General features: G+C 69.4%; 11 protein-coding genes and 3 pseudogenes. 10 read left to right on the top strand and 4 right to left on the bottom strand.

Going from position 1 to position 16,180, the window contains the following annotated elements; all coding sequences use genetic code 11:
* Window positions 1–7 precede the first annotated feature (7 nt).
* Window positions 8–622, bottom strand: a complete 615-nt coding sequence (locus tag ACFVX4_RS01300; RefSeq protein WP_389970637.1) for a TetR/AcrR family transcriptional regulator C-terminal domain-containing protein — start codon at window positions 620–622, stop codon at window positions 8–10.
* A 138-nt stretch (window positions 623–760) separates the two neighbouring features.
* Between ACFVX4_RS01300 and ACFVX4_RS01295 the strand changes: the two genes are divergently transcribed.
* Together ACFVX4_RS01295 and ACFVX4_RS01290 are read left to right on the top strand one after the other, a co-directional pair.
* The gene (locus tag ACFVX4_RS01295) at window positions 761–2,233 is read left to right on the top strand and encodes an APC family permease (protein ID WP_389970634.1); all 1,473 of its coding nucleotides are present in this window, start codon (window positions 761–763) and stop codon (window positions 2,231–2,233) included.
* 11 nt (window positions 2,234–2,244) lie between these two features.
* Window positions 2,245–3,843, top strand: a complete 1,599-nt coding sequence (locus ACFVX4_RS01290) for an amidohydrolase (RefSeq protein WP_389970631.1) — start codon at window positions 2,245–2,247, stop codon at window positions 3,841–3,843.
* Between the two features lie 197 nt (window positions 3,844–4,040).
* On the opposite strand, the gene ACFVX4_RS01285 is transcribed toward ACFVX4_RS01290, so the two are convergent.
* Both ACFVX4_RS01285 and ACFVX4_RS01280 read right to left on the bottom strand, forming a co-directional pair.
* On the bottom strand, window positions 4,041–5,000 hold the full coding sequence (locus ACFVX4_RS01285) for a phosphatase PAP2 family protein (protein WP_389970629.1): 960 nt from the start codon (window positions 4,998–5,000) through the stop codon (window positions 4,041–4,043).
* 130 nt (window positions 5,001–5,130) lie between these two features.
* Window positions 5,131–6,168: a LacI family DNA-binding transcriptional regulator gene (locus ACFVX4_RS01280; RefSeq protein WP_385327202.1), complete on the bottom strand. Its 1,038-nt coding sequence runs from the start codon at window positions 6,166–6,168 to the stop codon at window positions 5,131–5,133.
* Window positions 6,169–6,525: 357 nt separating this feature from the next.
* Between ACFVX4_RS01280 and ACFVX4_RS01275 the strand changes: the two genes are divergently transcribed.
* From ACFVX4_RS01275 to ACFVX4_RS01255, 5 genes are all read left to right on the top strand, one after another.
* Window positions 6,526–7,800 carry an extracellular solute-binding protein gene (locus ACFVX4_RS01275; protein ID WP_389970625.1) on the top strand — a complete coding sequence of 425 codons (1,275 nt, stop codon included), beginning with the start codon at window positions 6,526–6,528 and terminating at the stop codon, window positions 7,798–7,800.
* A 19-nt stretch (window positions 7,801–7,819) separates the two neighbouring features.
* Complete coding sequence (locus ACFVX4_RS01270; RefSeq protein ID WP_389970622.1) at window positions 7,820–8,836, top strand: carbohydrate ABC transporter permease; 1,017 nt, start codon at window positions 7,820–7,822, stop codon at window positions 8,834–8,836.
* Entirely contained in the window at window positions 8,833–9,726 is an 894-nt protein-coding gene (locus ACFVX4_RS01265; protein WP_389970619.1) for a sugar ABC transporter permease, read from the top strand. The genes ACFVX4_RS01270 and ACFVX4_RS01265 overlap by 4 nt, the downstream gene beginning before the upstream one ends.
* Before the next feature lie 134 nt (window positions 9,727–9,860).
* A complete protein-coding gene (locus tag ACFVX4_RS01260) occupies window positions 9,861–11,537 on the top strand; it encodes a glycoside hydrolase family 13 protein (RefSeq protein ID WP_389970616.1) in 1,677 nt (558 codons plus the stop codon).
* Window positions 11,538–11,695: 158 nt separating this feature from the next.
* Complete coding sequence (locus tag ACFVX4_RS01255; protein WP_389972040.1) at window positions 11,696–12,742, top strand: LacI family DNA-binding transcriptional regulator; 1,047 nt, start codon at window positions 11,696–11,698, stop codon at window positions 12,740–12,742.
* A 115-nt stretch (window positions 12,743–12,857) separates the two neighbouring features.
* Here ACFVX4_RS01255 and ACFVX4_RS01250 read toward each other — a convergent pair whose 3' ends face one another.
* Window positions 12,858–13,067: a DUF397 domain-containing protein gene (locus ACFVX4_RS01250; RefSeq protein ID WP_389970613.1), complete on the bottom strand. Its 210-nt coding sequence runs from the start codon at window positions 13,065–13,067 to the stop codon at window positions 12,858–12,860.
* 181 nt (window positions 13,068–13,248) lie between these two features.
* Here ACFVX4_RS01250 and ACFVX4_RS01245 point away from each other — a divergent pair.
* The 3 pseudogenes from ACFVX4_RS01245 to ACFVX4_RS01235 all read left to right on the top strand — a co-directional run.
* Window positions 13,249–13,428: pseudogene (locus ACFVX4_RS01245) on the top strand (transposase); the annotation flags it as partial.
* Between the two features lie 124 nt (window positions 13,429–13,552).
* A pseudogene (locus ACFVX4_RS01240) lies at window positions 13,553–14,787 on the top strand (RNA-guided endonuclease InsQ/TnpB family protein); the annotation flags it as partial.
* A gap of 97 nt (window positions 14,788–14,884) precedes the next feature.
* A pseudogene (locus ACFVX4_RS01235) lies at window positions 14,885–16,171 on the top strand (alpha-amylase family protein); the annotation flags it as partial.
* Window positions 16,172–16,180 lie beyond the last annotated feature (9 nt).

Here is a 16,180-nt window from a genome sequence, read left to right as displayed (position 1 = left end):
AAAGCCCCTACGCCTCCTTCGCGTCCAGCAGTCCGCGGCAGTGCCCGATGAACGCGCCCAGCGCCAGCTCGAACGCCGCGTCCGCCCGGCCCGTGCCCACCGCGGCCAGCGCCTGCGCGAGGCGCGGGGTCGTGATGTCGTCCGGGAGCTCCCACATCGTCTCCGGGGCCGCCAGGTCCAGCGCCGAACCCAGGACCAGGTTCTCCAGCGCGGTGATCACCGTCATCACCTCGGACATCGCGAAGCCGACGCCCAGCAGCAGCCGGACCGCGCTCTCGTAGTGCTCCAGGACCTTCGGGGCGCGCACCGGTGAGGTCGTCAGCAGCGGAATCGCACGCGGGTGGGCGGCGAACGCGGCACGGTAGGAGCGGGCCCAGGCCGTCATGGCCGCGTCCCAGGGCTCCACGTCGAGGGTCGCGGAGTCGATCGCGTCGCACACCCGTTCCCGGACGAGCTCGACGACTCCGCCCCTTCCGTCCACATGATGGTAGAGCGACCCGGTCTGCACCCCGAGCCTCCGGGCTATCTGCGGGACGCTGAACTCGCCCTGCTCGTGGATGAGTTCGAGCGCCGTGGTGGTGATGCGCTCCCGGTCCAGCAGCGGTGTGCGCGGCCGTCCCATGCGTGGTTCTCCTGACGTGTGTCCACCGGGAGGTCTTCCCGGATGCCCGTGGGTGAGGCTACATTGCGCAAACCGAAAGCCTTTAGGTTTCTGGTCACCGGTCCTTGCCCCGCCAGTCGCAGAAGGGCTCCCCTTTACATGTCTGCGCCCACTCTCGGAAGAGGCACCCTCGGCACCGCCGACATCGCCTTCTTCGTCATCTCGGCGGCCGCCCCGCTCACGGTGATGGCCGGCGTCGCCCCCATCGCCATCCTGCTCGGCGGCATCGGCGCCCCCGTCGGCTATCTGCTGGCCGGCGTGACCCTCGCGATCTTCGCCATCGGGTTCACCACGATGAGCCGCCACGTCCGCAGCGGCGGCGCGTTCTACGCGTACATCACCCGGGGCATGGGCCGCCCCGCCGGCATCGCCGCCGCCCTGCTCGCGATGCTCGGCTACAACGGCATGGAGATCGGCGTCTACGGACTGCTCGGCTCCGCCACCGCCGACACCGCCCAGGCCCTGTGGGGCATCGACATCCCCTGGCTGCCGATCTCCCTCGCCGGACTGCTGCTCATCTGGTACGGCGGCTTCCGCTCCATCGACTTCGGAGCCAAGGTCCTCGGGGTGCTGCTCGTCGCCGAGACCGGCATCCTCGTCCTGCTCGCCGGCGGTGTGCTGCTGGACGGCGGAGCCGACGGGATCTCGCTCGCCTCGTTCGCCCCCGGCCATGTCCTCGTACCCGGCACGGCAGCCGTACTGGCCTGCGCGTTCGCCGCCTTCACCGGCTTCGAGTCAACGGTGATCTACCGGCGTGAGGCACGGAACCCGGACCGTACCGTCCCCCGCGCCACCTATATCGCCGTCGCGTTCCTCGGGCTCTTCTACGCGTTCATCGTCTGGACCGTCATCCAGGCCTTCGGCGACGCGAGCGTGGTCGAGGCCGCCGCCACCGACCCGGGCGGTCTGTTCTTCTCCGCCATCACCCACTACGTCGGCTCCTGGGCCGCGGACCTGATGCACATCCTCATCGTCACCAGCGTCCTCGCCTCGCTGCTCGCCTTCCACAACGCCATCAACCGGTACGGACTCGCGCTCTCCGAGGAAGGGGTGCTGCCCGCGGCCCTGGGCCGCATCCACCCCCGCCACCGTTCCCCCTACGTGGCCGGACTCGCCCAGATCGCACTCGGAGCCGTCGTCGTCATCGGCTTCGCGGCGGCTGGCGCCGACCCGTACGCGCAACTGCTGCTCTGGGTCAACACACCGGGAATGCTCGGCCTGATGCTGCTCCAGCTGCTCGCCGCGATCGCCGTACCGCTGTTCTTCCGCCGGTTCGAGCACGGCGAGGGCAGGTTCCGTACCGTCGTCGCGCCGGTCGTCGCCGCCGTGCTGCTGGCAGCCGCGATCTTCCTGGTCACCGACCACGTCGATCTGTTCTCCGGCGCCTCGACCGGCGTGAACATCGTGCTCGTCTCGCTGGTGCCCGCGGTCTTCCTGATCGGACTCGTGCTCGCGTACCGGCTGAAGCGCAACAAGCCCGAGGTGTACGCCCGGTTCGCGGCCGAGCCGTCACCGTCACCGTCGCAGGAGACCGGGGCCGAGACCGCCCCCGCCGCCTCCACCACCGTCTAAGGAGTCCCACCGTGTCCGCAGCCGACCTCCTCCTCACCGGAGCCCGTGTCCGCACCCTCGATCCGGCCCGGCCGGAAGCCACCGCCGTGGCGGTCAAGGACGGGGTGATCACCGCGGTCGGCGACGAGGCCGGACTGCGCGAGTGGCGCGGCAACGGCACGGTCCACATCGACCTGTCCGGGGCCACCCTCACGCCCGGCCTGGTCGACGCGCACAGCCACCCCGTCTGGGGCCTGGAGATGGCCACCGGCACGGACCTCACCGCCGTCCGCGACCTCGACCAGCTGCGCGCCGCCCTGTCAGCGGCCGAACGGACCGAGGGCTGGGTCATCGCCTGGGGCCTGGACCACAACGCCTTCGGCGGCCGGCCCGTCGACCGGGCCCTGATCGAGGACGCCATCGGCGGCGCCCCCGCCTTCATCCGGCTCTACGACGGGCACTCCGCCCTGGCCAGCGGGGCGGCCCTGGAACGCGCCGGGATCACGGGCCCCCGCACCTTCGTCCAGCGCTCCACCGTCGTCTGCGACCCCGACGGCCGCCCCACCGGGCATCTGATCGAGCACGCCGCGATGGACCTGGTCGGGGAACGGCTGCCCAGGCCCTCGTACGCGGAACGCCGCACCCGCCTCGTGGAGCTGCTCACCGGCATGGCCGCCACCGGCCTCACCGGGGCCCATGTGATGGACCTCGCCGACGGCTCCGTGCCCGAGCTGCTGGCCGCCGTCGAGGAGGAGACGGACCTGCCCGTACGGCTGCGACTGGCCCCCTGGTGCATGCCGGGCGCCGACCAGGAGGCCCTGGACGAGCTGGTACGTGTGCAGCGCGAGGCGGGCCGGCTCTGGCGCGTCGGCGGCGTCAAGTTCTTCATGGACGGCACCGTCGAGGGCGGTACCGCGTGGCTGGAGCACGCCGACTGCCACGGGGAGGGCACCGAGGCGTTCTGGCCGGACCCGCAGGCGTACACCGCCGCCGTCCACTATCTGCACCACGCCGGGGTGCGCACCGCCACGCACGCCATCGGGGACGCGGCCGTGCGGCATGTGCTGGACACCGTGGAGGCACTGGGGGAGAGCGGCCGGCTCCGCCACCGCATCGAGCACATCGAGACCGTGCCGAACGGCCTGGCCGCCCGGTTCGCCGCCCTCGGGGTGATCGCCTCGATGCAGCCCACGCACACCGCGTACACCCGTGCCGACCACAGCGACGCATGGTCGAAGCGGCTCGGTGACGAGCGGGCCGGGCGGGCCTGGCGCTGCCGGGACCTGCGCGACGCCGGGGCCTACCTGGCACTGGGCTCGGACTGGCCGATCGCCCACTACGACGTACGGCAGGTGCTGGCCACGGCCCGGCTGCGGCGGCTGCCCGGGGCGTACGACACCGAGCCGGTCACCGCCGAGCAGGCGCTGACCGGGCTGATGGCGCTGGAGGGCTGCACCTCGCACGCGGCGGTCGCCGCCGGGGAACAGCACGTCGCGGGCCGGATCGCCGTGGGGTACCGGGCCGATCTGACGGCGTTCGGGGTGGATCCGGTGGCGGCCCCGGCGGACGAGCTGGGGGAGGCGCCGGTGCGGCTCACGGTGTGCGGGGGACGAGTGGTGCACCGGGGGTGAGGTTCGGCGGCGGCGGACGGGCCGAATACGCCCTCAGAGCCTGTCGGGTGACCTCCGACCGGGCGGCCACGCCCTGGCACGCACGCTTCCCGCGTTGTCGTCGGTCGCCAACGCTCCGCGTTGACTCCCTCCTCCGCCTTGGAACCGCACGCACCAGACCGCGTCCGCTATCCGATCCGAGGTCACCCGACAGGCTCTCAGCGGCGGCCCGCCGCCGCGTCCGCCGCCGGGCGCCGCGGCCGGACCGGCGTACGCGCGGACAGGCCGGCCAGCCGCGCCCTTTCGCGCGGCAGGGGCACCCGCTTCGGGAGGTGGTGCGGCAGCGAGCCGTACCAGGCGTACGACACCGCGTAACCGAAGGCCAGGCACGCCATGCCGCCCAGCGCGTCCAGCCAGAAGTGGTTGGCGGTCGACACGATGACGACCAGGGTGACCGTCGGGTAGAGCAGGCCCAGGATGCGCGCCCAGGGTGCGGAGGCCAGCGCGAAGACGGTCAGACCGCACCAGAGCGACCAGCCGATGTGCATCGACGGCATCGCCGCGTACTGGTTCGACATGTTCTTGAAGTTGCCCGAGGCCATCGAACCCCAGGTGTGATGGACCAGCACGGTGTCGATGAAGTGGCCGCCGTTCATCAGACGGGGCGGCGCCAGCGGATACAGGTAGTAACCGAGCAGCGCCACGCCCGTGGTCGCGAACAGGGCCAGCCGGGCCGCCGCATAACGGCCGGGGTGGCAGCGGAACAGCCAGACCAGCACACAGACGGTGACGACGAAGTGCAGCGTCGCGTAGTAGTAGTTCATCGAGACGATCAGCCATGTCGCGGAATTCACCGCGTGGTTGACCGTCTGCTCCACCGCGATGCCCAGGTGGTTCTCGGCCGACCAGATCCAGTCGGCGTTGCGCAGGGCCTCGGTCCGCTGCTCCGGGACGGCGTTGCGCACCAGCGAGTACAGCCAGTAACTGGCCGCGACGAGCAGGATTTCGAACCAGATGCGCGGCCGGCGGGGGGAACGCAGGTGACGCAGTCTCGCCGGGCCGCTGTTGTGCCGTCCGGTGTTCCGCTTCGGGTTCGCCGCGGGGGCCGCCTCGTCCACGATGGGTGACGGGGTGGCCTCCGGCCGGCCGTCCTGTGACGTCACGCTCAATTCACCCATAGGCACAGAGTCTGCCAGAAAATGCCCCTCCGCCCGTTGATCCTCCGGCCGGGTCCGGGCCGCACATCAGGAGTGCCGGAAACGCGTGCTCGAACTGCGTGCCGGGAACGGGCGTGGGATCCTGGGCGGGTCAGGCGGTGGTGGCCGGAGCGGGCCCCGGACCAGCGGCCGTTGAACCGCGAACGACCAGTTCGGGCATGAAGACGAACTCGCTGTGCGGGGCGGGCGTGCCGCCGACCTCCTCCAGGAGCGTGCGCACGGCGGCCTGGCCCATCGCCGTCACCGGCTGACGGATCGTGGTCAGCGGCGGATCGGTGAACGCTATGAGCGGCGAGTCGTCGTAGCCGACCACCGACAGATCGCGCGGTACCTCCATCGACAGCCGGCGGGCGGCCCGGATCGCGCCGAGCGCCATCATGTCGCTCGCGCACACCACCGCCGTGCAGCCCCGCTCCATCAGCGCCGACGCCGCGGCCTGTCCACCCTCCAGGGTGAACAGCGAATGCTGGATCAGCTCCTCCACCTCGTCCGGCGCGAGGTCCAACTGCTCCTGCACGGTGGCGCGGAAGCCCTCGATCTTGCGCAGGACCGGCACGAACCGCTTCGGGCCGACCGCCAGACCGATCCGCTGATGGCCCAGCGACACCAGGTGCGTCACCGCGAGCCGCATCGCGGCCCGGTCGTCCGGAGAGATGAACGGCGCCTGGACCTTCGGCGAGAAGCCGTTGACCAGGACGAACGGGACACCCTTGGCGCGCAGTTGTTCATAGCGCTGCATATCGGCCGAGGTGTCGGCGTGCAGCCCGGAGACGAAGATGATGCCCGCGACGCCGCGGTCGACCAGCATCTCGGTCAACTCGTCCTCGGTGGAGCCGCCGGGGGTCTGGGTCGCCAGCACCGGCGTGTAGCCCTGCCGCGTCAGCGCCTGGCCGATGACCTGGGCCAGGGCGGGGAAGATGGGGTTCTCCAGCTCAGGTGTGATCAGGCCCACCAGTCCCGCGCTGCGCCTGCGCAGCCGCACGGGCCGTTCGTAGCCGAGAACGTCGAGCGCGGCGAGAACGGATTCGCGGGTGGCCGCTGCAACACCGGGCTTGCCGTTCAGTACGCGGCTGACCGTCGCTTCGCTGACCCCCGCCTGAGTTGCGATATCGGCAAGCCGTGCGGTCATGGAAGTGGACTGTACCGGGCGTATGTCGGATTGCCCACCATCCGCAGGAATCGGACGACCGTACCTGTGGGGTGCTCCGGGGTGGGATCGCGGCAACATCTTGCAAGGTCTTGCGAGCCCGGATTGCGGATCGCAGTCAGATCGTCGCACTACGGGATCGAGGGCTGTGGCCTGCCACTGCCAGGGATCGACGGCTCGCGTCAAGAGGCTTGACGGCAACCGTGAGGACACGCGAATGTAACGATCGTCGGTGCTTGCAGAAATCTTCCGCAAACTCTTTCGGCGTTCTTTCATCCTTGTTACGTTCTCGTCGACCCGGCGCCGCGACGGAGCGGTACGGCAGTTGAAGGAGTTCAGATGCGACGTGGCATAACGGCCACCGCCCTGGTCGCGACCCTGGCGTTCGCGGCGACCGCCTGCGGCAGCGACAGCGAGTCCGACGGCACGAGCAAGAGCTCGGGCGAGCTCTCCGGCACCGTGACGTGGTGGGACACCTCCACCGCGGGCAGCGAGGACAAGGTCTTCAAGAAGATCGCCGAGGACTTCACCAAGCAGCACCCGAAGGTCCACATCAAGTACGTCAACGTGCCCTTCGGTGACGCGCAGAACAAGTTCAAGAACGCGGCCCAGTCCGGCTCCGGCGCTCCCGACGTCATCCGCTCCGAGGTCGCCTGGACCCCCGAGTTCGCGGACCTCAGCTACCTGGCCCCGCTCGACGGCACCCCCGCGCTGCAGAGGCCGGACGACTTCCTGAAGCAGGCCGCCGCGTCCACCAAGTACAAGGACAAGACGTACGCGGTGCCGCAGGTCATCGACTCCATGGGCATCTTCTACAACAAGAAGATCTTCAAGGAGGCCGGCGTCGAGGTCCCCAGGACCATCGACGAGCTGAAGACCGTCTCCAAGAAGATCAAGGACAAGACCGGCAAGACCGGTATGTACCTGCGCGGCGACGACGCGTACTGGTTCCTCTCCTTCCTGTACGGCGAGGGCGGCGACATGGTCGACGCCTCCACCAAGTCCGTCACCATCGACAACCCCGAGGGCGTCAAGGCGATGAAGGTCGTCAAGGACCTCGTCGACTCCGGTGCGGCCAAAACCGATGCCACGGACGGCTGGGACAACATGCAGGCGTCCTTCAAGGACGGCAAGGTCGCCATGATGATCAACGGCCCGTGGGCCGTCGCCGACACCTACGCCGGCAAGGAGTTCAAGGACAAGGCCAACCTGGGCATCGCCCCGGTCCCGGCCGGCTCCGCCGCGCAGGGCGCCCCGCAGGGCGGCCACAACCTGGCCGTCTACGCGGGCTCGAAGAACCTCGACGCCTCCTACGCGTTCGTCGACTACATGACGTCCGCCGACACCCAGGCCAAGGTCACCAAGGAGCTGAGCCTCCTGCCGACCCGTACCTCCGCCTACGCCAAGCAGGACGTCGTCGACAACGAGATCGTCGGCTACTTCAAGCCCGTCGTCGAGACCGCCGTCGAGCGCCCCTGGATCCCGGAGACCGGCAGCCTCTTCGCGCCGCTCGTCACCGAGTACACCGAGGTCCTGACCGGCCAGACCACGCCGGAGAAGGCCGTCAAGACGACCGGCGACTCCTACCGCAAGCTCCTCAAGGACTGGAAGTAACAGGAAGGCAGGCCGGCTGATGGCTGTCCACACCAGCCAGTCGGTGGCGAAGGCCGCGGGCGACGACGTCGCCCGCGGCCGGAGCCGCGGTACTGGCAACCCCCCGCCGCCGAGCAGGCTCCGGCGGGCCCTGTCGACACACTGGTACGCCTGGACCATGGTCGCGCCGGTCGTCGTCGTGATCGGCGTGATCATCGGCTACCCGCTGGTCCGCGGCATCTACCTGTCGATGACCGATGCCAATGAGCGCAACGTCGAGCGGTCCATCGGTGTCAACCACATGCCCGCCACGTACGAGTTCGTGGGCCTGGACAACTACACCGACGCACTCACCGGCAATCAGTTCCTCGGCACGCTCGGGTGGACCCTGGTGTGGACGGTCTCCTGTGTGACCATCACCTTCGGTCTCGGCATGGCCCTCGCCAACATCCTCAACCGCCGTATCGCCGGACGCTCCGCGTACCGGATGGCGCTCATCCTGCCCTGGGCCATCCCCGGCTTCGTCTCCGTCTTCGCCTGGCAGTTCCTCTACAACGAGGACCGCGGGCTGCTCAACAAGATCCTCTCCGGTGGCGGGATCGACGGCATACCCTGGCTGAACGACCCCACTTGGGCGAAGTTCTCCGTCATCGCCGTCAACGTCTGGCTCGGCGTGCCGTTCATGATGGTCGCCCTGCTCGGCGGACTGCAGTCGATCCCCAGCGAGCAGTACGAGGCCGCGGAGATGGACGGCGCCACCGCCTGGCAGAGGTTCCGCCACATCACGCTGCCCGGACTGCGGCCGGTCTCCACCACGGTGATCCTGCTCTCCACCATCTGGACCTTCAACATGTTCCCGGTGATCTACCTGCTGACCCGCGGCGGACCCGGTGAAGCCACCCAGATCCTGGTCACCCAGGCGTACAAGTTCTCCTTCGAGATCAGCCCGCGTGACTTCGCGCAGTCCTCCACCTGGGGCGTGCTGATCCTCGTACTCCTGATGATCTTCGCCGCCGTCTACCGGCGAGTCCTCCGCACACAGGGAGACGACTGGTGACCACCGCCCCCGCAACCACCGTCCCGGCGACCCGCGCACGGCACTCCGCGCGCAAGGTCCGTCTGCGCGGCGAGCGTTCGCCGATCGCCTCCTTCGGGCTGCACCTCACGCTCATCGTCGCGTCCGTGATCGCCGTCTTCCCCGTGCTGTGGGTCCTGCTCACCTCGCTGAAGCCCGCCGCGTACGCGACCACCACGGACTTCTTCAAAGAGACCACGTTCGAGAACTACACGAACCTGATCCAGAACACGAAGTTCCTCACCTGGTTCGGCAACTCCCTGCTCGTCGCGGGGCTCACCACGCTGCTCGGCGTCATCATCTCCGCCTCCACCGGCTATGCCGTCAGCCGCTTCCGCTTCCCGGGCAAGCGCGGGCTGATGTGGACGCTGCTGATCACCCAGATGTTCCCGGTCGCCGTCCTCATCGTGCCGATCTACAACATCATGTCGGGCATGGGGCTGCTGAATCAGCCCGCCGGCCTCGTCATCACCTACCTGACCATCTCGGTGCCGTTCTGTGCCTGGATGATGAAGGGCTTCTTCGACACCATCCCGCGCGAGATCGACGAGTCCGGGCAGGTCGACGGCCTCACCCCGTTCGGCACGTTCTGGCGGCTCATCCTGCCGCTCGCCAAGCCCGGCCTCGCCGTCACCGCGTTCTACTCCTTCATCACCGCGTGGGGCGAAGTGGCCTACGCCTCCGCCTTCATGGTCGGCGAGGACAACCTCACCCTCGCGGGCGGACTGCAGCTCTTCGTCAACCGGTACGGAGCCCAGTGGGGGCCGATGACCGCCGCGTCCGTGCTGATCGCGATACCCGCGGCCCTGGTCTTCCTCTTCGCCCAGCGTCACCTGGTCACCGGCATGTCCGCCGGAGCGGTCAAGGGCTGAGAGGTCCGCTATCCGGTCCGAGGTCACCCGACAGCCTCTGACCCAGCACGCCCCGCACGCACCACGTCCCGGCGGCCGCCGGTACCCCGACCCGGTTCCGGCGCCGCTTCCCACCCCGACACCTCAGGGATGACATGACCCAGCACCTCGCTGCCCCCTCCACCGGCACGTTCGGCGACGCTCCGGCCCACCAGACCGGCTGGTGGCAGGACGCGGTGATCTACCAGGTCTACCCACGGAGTTTCGCCGACGGCAACGGCGACGGCATGGGCGATCTCGCAGGCGTACGCGGCAAACTCCCGTACCTCAAGGACCTCGGTGTGGACGCGGTCTGGCTCAGCCCGTTCTACGCGTCCCCGCAGGCCGACGCGGGCTACGACGTCGCCGACTACCGTGCCATCGACCCGATGTTCGGCACCCTGCTGGACGCCGACGCGCTGATCCGGGACGCCCACGACCTGGGCCTGCGGATCATCGTGGACCTGGTGCCCAACCACTCCTCGGACCGGCACGAGTGGTTCAAGCGCGCCCTCGCCGAGGGCCCCGGCTCCGCGCTGCGCGAGCGCTACCACTTCCGCCCCGGCAAGGGCGCGGACGGCGAACTGCCGCCCAACGACTGGGAGTCCATCTTCGGCGGCCCCGCCTGGACCCGGACCACCGACCCGGACGGCACCCCGGGCGACTGGTACCTCCACCTCTTCGCGCCCGAGCAGCCCGACTTCAACTGGGAACACCCGGCCGTCGCCGACGAGTTCCGGTCGATCCTGCGCTTCTGGCTCGACATGGGCGTCGACGGCTTCCGGGTCGACGTAGCCCACGGCCTCGTCAAGGCCGCCGGCCTGCCCGACCTCGGCAGCCACGACCAGCTCAAGCTGCTCGGCAACGACGTCATGCCGTTCTTCGACCAGGACGGGGTGCACGAGATCTACCGTTCCTGGCGCATCATCCTCGACGAGTACCCCGGCAACCGCATCGCCGTCGCCGAGGCCTGGACCCCCACGGTCGAGCGCACCGCCAACTACGTACGCCCCGACGAGATGCACCAGGCGTTCAACTTCCAGTACCTCTCCACCGCCTGGGACGCGGCCGAGCTCCGCAAGGTCATCGACACCTCGCTCGACGCGATGCGTCCGGTCGGCGCCCCCACCACCTGGGTGCTCTCCAACCACGACGTGACCCGGCACACCACCCGGTTCGCCAACCCGCCCGGCCTCGGCACCCAGATCCGTGAGGCCGGCGACCGCGAGCTGGGCCTGCGCCGGGCCCGCGCCGCCACCCTGCTGATGCTGGCGCTGCCCGGCTCCGCGTACGTCTACCAGGGCGAGGAGCTCGGCCTGCCCGACGTCACCGACCTGCCCGACGAGGTCCGTCAGGACCCGTCGTTCTTCCGCGCGGAGGGCCAGGACGGCTTCCGTGACGGCTGCCGGGTGCCGATCCCGTGGACGCGCGACGGCAGCTCGTACGGCTTCGGCGACGGCGGCAGCTGGCTGCCCCAGCCCGAGGGGTGGGGCGAGCTGAGCGTCCAGGCGCAGACCGGCACCGCCGGTTCCACGCTGGAGCTGTACCGGTCCGCGATCGCCGCCCGCCGGGCGCACCCCGGGCTCGGCGCCGGAACCGCGGTGGAGTGGCTCAAGGCCCCCGAGGGCCTGCTGATCTTCGCCCGCCCCGGCTTCGTCTGCACCGTCAACACGACGGGTCGCCCGGTGCGCATCCCGGTGCGCGGCACCGTGCTGCTGTCCAGCAGCCCGGTCGTCACCGACGGCGCCGAGATCGAGCTGCCCGCGGACACCACGGTGTGGTGGACGGTGTGACCGTCCCCCTACCCAGGGCCTCTCTTCCGGATCAGGCCGGATCAGGGAGCGGGGGCTGGCGCGTGCAGCTGCAAGGCGGAGGAGGGAGCCCACGCGGAGCGTCGGCGACTGACGACAACGCCGCAGATGCGCGTGTCAGCCCCCGCGAGCCCGGCAAGATCCGGAAGAGAGGCCCCGGGACCGGCGGTGCGCCGAGGCTCTCGGACATCGCCGGTCAGGCAGCGGTCAGCGAGGCGACCGTCAGCCGGGTGCTCAACGGGAAACCGGGCGTGGCGGACCCCACGCGTCAGCGGGTGCTCGCGGCGCTGGACATCCTCGGCTACGAACGTCCCGTGCGGCTGCGCAGGCGCAGCGCCGGGCTGATCGGACTGGTGACGCCCGAGCTCACCAACCCGATCTTCCCGGCGTTCGCGCAGTCCGTCGAGCAGGTGCTGGCCGGGCACGGCTACACCCCGGTGCTCTGCACCCAGCTGCCCGGCGGCGCCACCGAGGACGAACTCGTCGAGCAGCTCGTCGAGCGCGGCGTCGGCGGGATCGTCTTTCTCTCCGGGCTGCACGCCGACATGTCGGCCGACCCGGCCCGGTACGCCGCGCTCACCGACCGCGGCGTGCCGTTCGTCCTGATCAACGGCTACAACGAACGGATCAGCGCGGCGTTCGTCTCGCCCGACGACTCCGCCGCCGTGCGGATGGCCGTCGGGCACCTCGCCGACCTCGGCCACAGCAGGGTCGGTCTGGCGATCGGGCCGCAGCGCTACGTGCCGTCCCGCCGCAAGCGCGAGGGCTTCCTCGACGCCGCGGTGAACCTGCTGGGCCTGGACCGCGCCGAGGCCGAACTCCTCGTCTGTCCCACGCTGTTCAGCGTCGAGGGCGGCCAGGTCGCGGCGGGTGCGCTGCTCGACCAGGGGTGCACGGGCATCGTCTGCGGCAGCGACCTGATGGCGCTGGGCGTGGTGCGTGCGGCCCGGGAGCGCGGGCTCGGCGTGCCGCGCGACGTGTCGGTGGTGGGCTTCGACGACTCGCAGCTGATCGCGTTCACCGATCCGCCGCTGACGACGGTGCGTCAGCCCGTGCAGGCGATGGCGGCGGCAGCGGTGAGCGCCCTGCTGGAGGAGATCGGCGGCAGCCCGGTGCAGCGTACGGAGTACGTGTTCCAGCCGGAGCTGGTGGTACGGGGATCCACCGCGGCGCTCCGGGGCGCCTGAGGCGGGCGCGAGAACGGGGCCGGGTCGGGAGGGGGACCCGGCCTTTCGCGTTTCGTTGCGTCAGCGCCGTGGGCCGGTCGGCTTCCGTGACGCCCACGGCGGCTGCGACGGTGGGTCAGCTCTCGGAGGCGTACGTCACGAACGCATCCCATGCGGTCGGGGTGAACCCGAGGCGCGGCCCGGGCAGATCCTTGGAATCGCGCACGTGCACTGTGCCGGGTGCGGTCGCCACCTCTACGCACTCGCTGCCGTTGCTACTGTCGCTGTAGCTGCTCTTCACCCACTCCAACGCGGAAGCATCCCCAGCAGAAAGCTTGCGGATCACGTCTCTCCCAGCATTCGCTCGATGAAGGCATCGACTCCCGAGGGGGAGAGCCTGAGCCCGGATCAAGTCGGGTAGCGGGCCTCCTCCATCTCACGCTTCAGGATGGCGAGTTTGCCGCCCGCCCCCAGCACCTCGTCCGCCTTGTGAAGCTGCAACGGGCCATCTAGTCCGGCACTGGAACGCCATCACCGCCGCCGCCGAGCACGGCTTGAGCAACGGTCTCGCGGAGAGCATGAACACCAAGATCCGGCTCATCACCCGTATGGCCTTCGGCTTCAAGGACGCCACCGCTCTCATCGCCCTCGCCATGCTCAGCCTCGGAGGGCACCGCCCCCACCTACCAGGCCGTCACACCGCATGAACGCACCCACGGATGCGACAGAAGAGCCCGAAAACCAAGTGGGCATGGGGGGCGAAAGTGCAGTGCCGACAAGTTCTGATGTTCTGCATGTAAGCCATAAAGCTGGCATGTAGGGTGAGTTGTCATGCAGCTCCGGTACTCCTTCCGTATTGAGCCGACGCCGGGTCAGCGCATGGCGCTGTCCCAGGCGTTCGGTTGTGCGCGGGTGGTGTGGAACGACTGTCTGCGGGCGCGGCGGGACGCCCGCGCTGCGGGTTTGCCGTTCTTGAAGTCGGCGGAGCTGTCGAAGCGGTTCATCACCGAGGCGAAGAAGACCACCGGGCGTGGCTGGCTGGGTGAGGTGTCCGCTGTGGTGCTGCAACAGTCGCTGCGGGACCTGGATGCGGCGTACTCGAACTTCTTCGCCTCGTTGAAGGGCACCCGCAAGGGGCCGAGGGTTGCCGAACCCCGGTTCAAGTCGAAGCGGGACAACCGGCAATCCGTCCGGTTCACCGCGAATGCCCGCTGGTCGGTCACCGGGGACGGGAAGCTGAACCTTCCCAAGATCGGCCCGGTGAAGGTGCGCTGGTCGCGTCGGCTGCCGTCCGTGCCGTCCACGGTGACGGTGATCAAGGACGCGTCCGGCAGGTACTTCTGCTCCTTCGTCGTGGAGACCGACCCGGCGGACGAGTTGTTGCCCGCGCTGGAGACGGATCAGGGCATCGACCTGGGCCTGACCCACTTCGCCGTCATGGCGGACGGCTCCCGCGTCACCTCGCCCCGGTTCCTGCGCCGGGCGGAGAAGAAGCTGAAGAGGGAGCAGCGTCGGCTGTCGCGTAAGGCGAAGGGGTCGAGGAACCGGAACAAGCAGCGGATCAAGGTGGCCCGTGCTCATGCGAGGGTGGCCGATGCGCGCAGGGACTTTCACCACAAGCTGTCCACGAAGCTGATGCGCGAGAACCAAGCCGTCAGCGTGGAGAGCCTGAGCGTGAAGGGCCTTGCCCGCACCCGCCTGGCGAAGTCAGTGCACGACGCGGGATGGTCCAGTTTTGTGACCATGCTGGACTACAAGGCGACCCGGTATGGGCGCACCCTGACCAAGGTGGACCGTGCCTTCCCGTCCTCGCAGGTGTGTTCCGCCTGCGGTTACCGCGACGGGCCCAAGCCCCTGCACATCCGGGCATGGACCTGTAGCGCGTGCGGCACCCGGCACGACCGGGACCACAACGCGGGCCAGAACATCAAGCACGAAGGACGGCGTATCCGCGCCGCACAACAAGCTGTACCACCCACCCCCGGACCGGGGGCCCTCGCCCGGCAACGGACAAGGTAAACGCCTGCGGAGCGCACGTAAGACCAGGACCCGTCCCGGCAGCGCGCACAACCCCCACCCATCGGTGGGGAGGAACCAGGAACCCGACTCAAGGCGCACCGCACACACGGACGCCAGGGAGAGAATCCCCCACACTCGTGTGGGGGAGGAGGTCAAGTACAGGTCTCGCCGCCCCAGGAGCATGTCCAGGGCAGCCAGTGGTGGACCTCGCACCAGCCGGTCAGCTACAAGATCGCCGGACGGCTCGGCGACCGCGCTGCCTTCTCCCGCATGGTCAGCACCTGCCGCAGCGCGGGCGTCAAGGTCGTCGCCGACTCCGTCATCAACCACATATCGGCGGGATCGGGCACCGGCACCGGCGGCTCCTCGCACACCAAGTACGACTACCCCGGCGTGTACTCCGCGGCCGACATGGACGACGGCACCGCCCAGACCAGCAATTACCAGGACCGGGCCAGCGTCCAGAACTACGAACTCGTCGGACTGGCTGACCGACACGGGTGAGGACTACGTACGCGGCAGGATCGCCGCGTACCTCGGCGACTTGCGCTCCTTCGGCGTGGGCGGTTTCCGTATCGACGTCGCCAGGCACATGCCCGCGGCCGACCTCGCCAACATCAAGTCGCGGCTGAGTGACCCCGGCGCCTACTGGAAGCCGGAGGCGATCTGCGGGCGGGCGAGGCCGTCTCGCCCGACGAGTACACCGGGACGGGCAACGTCCAGGAATTCCGGTGCGCCCGCAGCCTCAAGCAGGTCTTCAACAACGAGAACCTCGCCCACCTGAAGAACTTCGGCGAGGGCTGGGGCTTCATGTCGTCGTCGAAGGCCGCGGGCTTCGTGGACAACCACGACACCGAGCGCGGCGGCGACACACTGAACTACAAGGACGGCGCGAACTACACCCTCGCCAATGTCTTCATGCTGGCCTGGCCGTACGGTTCGCCCGGTGTCCACTCCGGCTACGAGTGGTCCGACAAGGACGCCGGTCCGCCGGGTGGCGGCGCGGTGAACGCCTGTTACAGCGACGGCTGGAAGTGTCAGCACGCATGGCGCGAGATCCCCTCCATGGTCGGCTTCCGCAACACCGCGCGCGGGGAGGCTGTCACCAACTGGTGGGACAACGGCGGCGGCCAGATCACGTCGCGGCTCGAAGGCATTCGTCGCCATCAACCACGAGGGCGCCTCGCTGACCCGCACGTTCCAGACGTCGATGCCCGCCGGTGAATACTGCGACATCCAGCCCGGCAACGTCGTTACTGTCAATGGCTCCGGCCAGTTCACCGCAACGCTCGGCGCCAACACGGCCCTGGCGCTCCAGGTGAACGCCCGCTCTGCCCCGGCGGCATCACGGGCGCTGCGCAGTCCAGCGCTACCTTCGGTGTCAATGCGACCACGCAGCCCGGTCGAAACGTCTACATCCCACGCGGCTAACCTCGAGGG

This window comes from Streptomyces sp. NPDC058240, assembly GCF_042882135.1.
In the GTDB taxonomy this organism is placed as follows: domain Bacteria; phylum Actinomycetota; class Actinomycetes; order Streptomycetales; family Streptomycetaceae; genus Streptomyces.
This window is presented reverse-complemented; position numbering and strand designations above follow the sequence as displayed.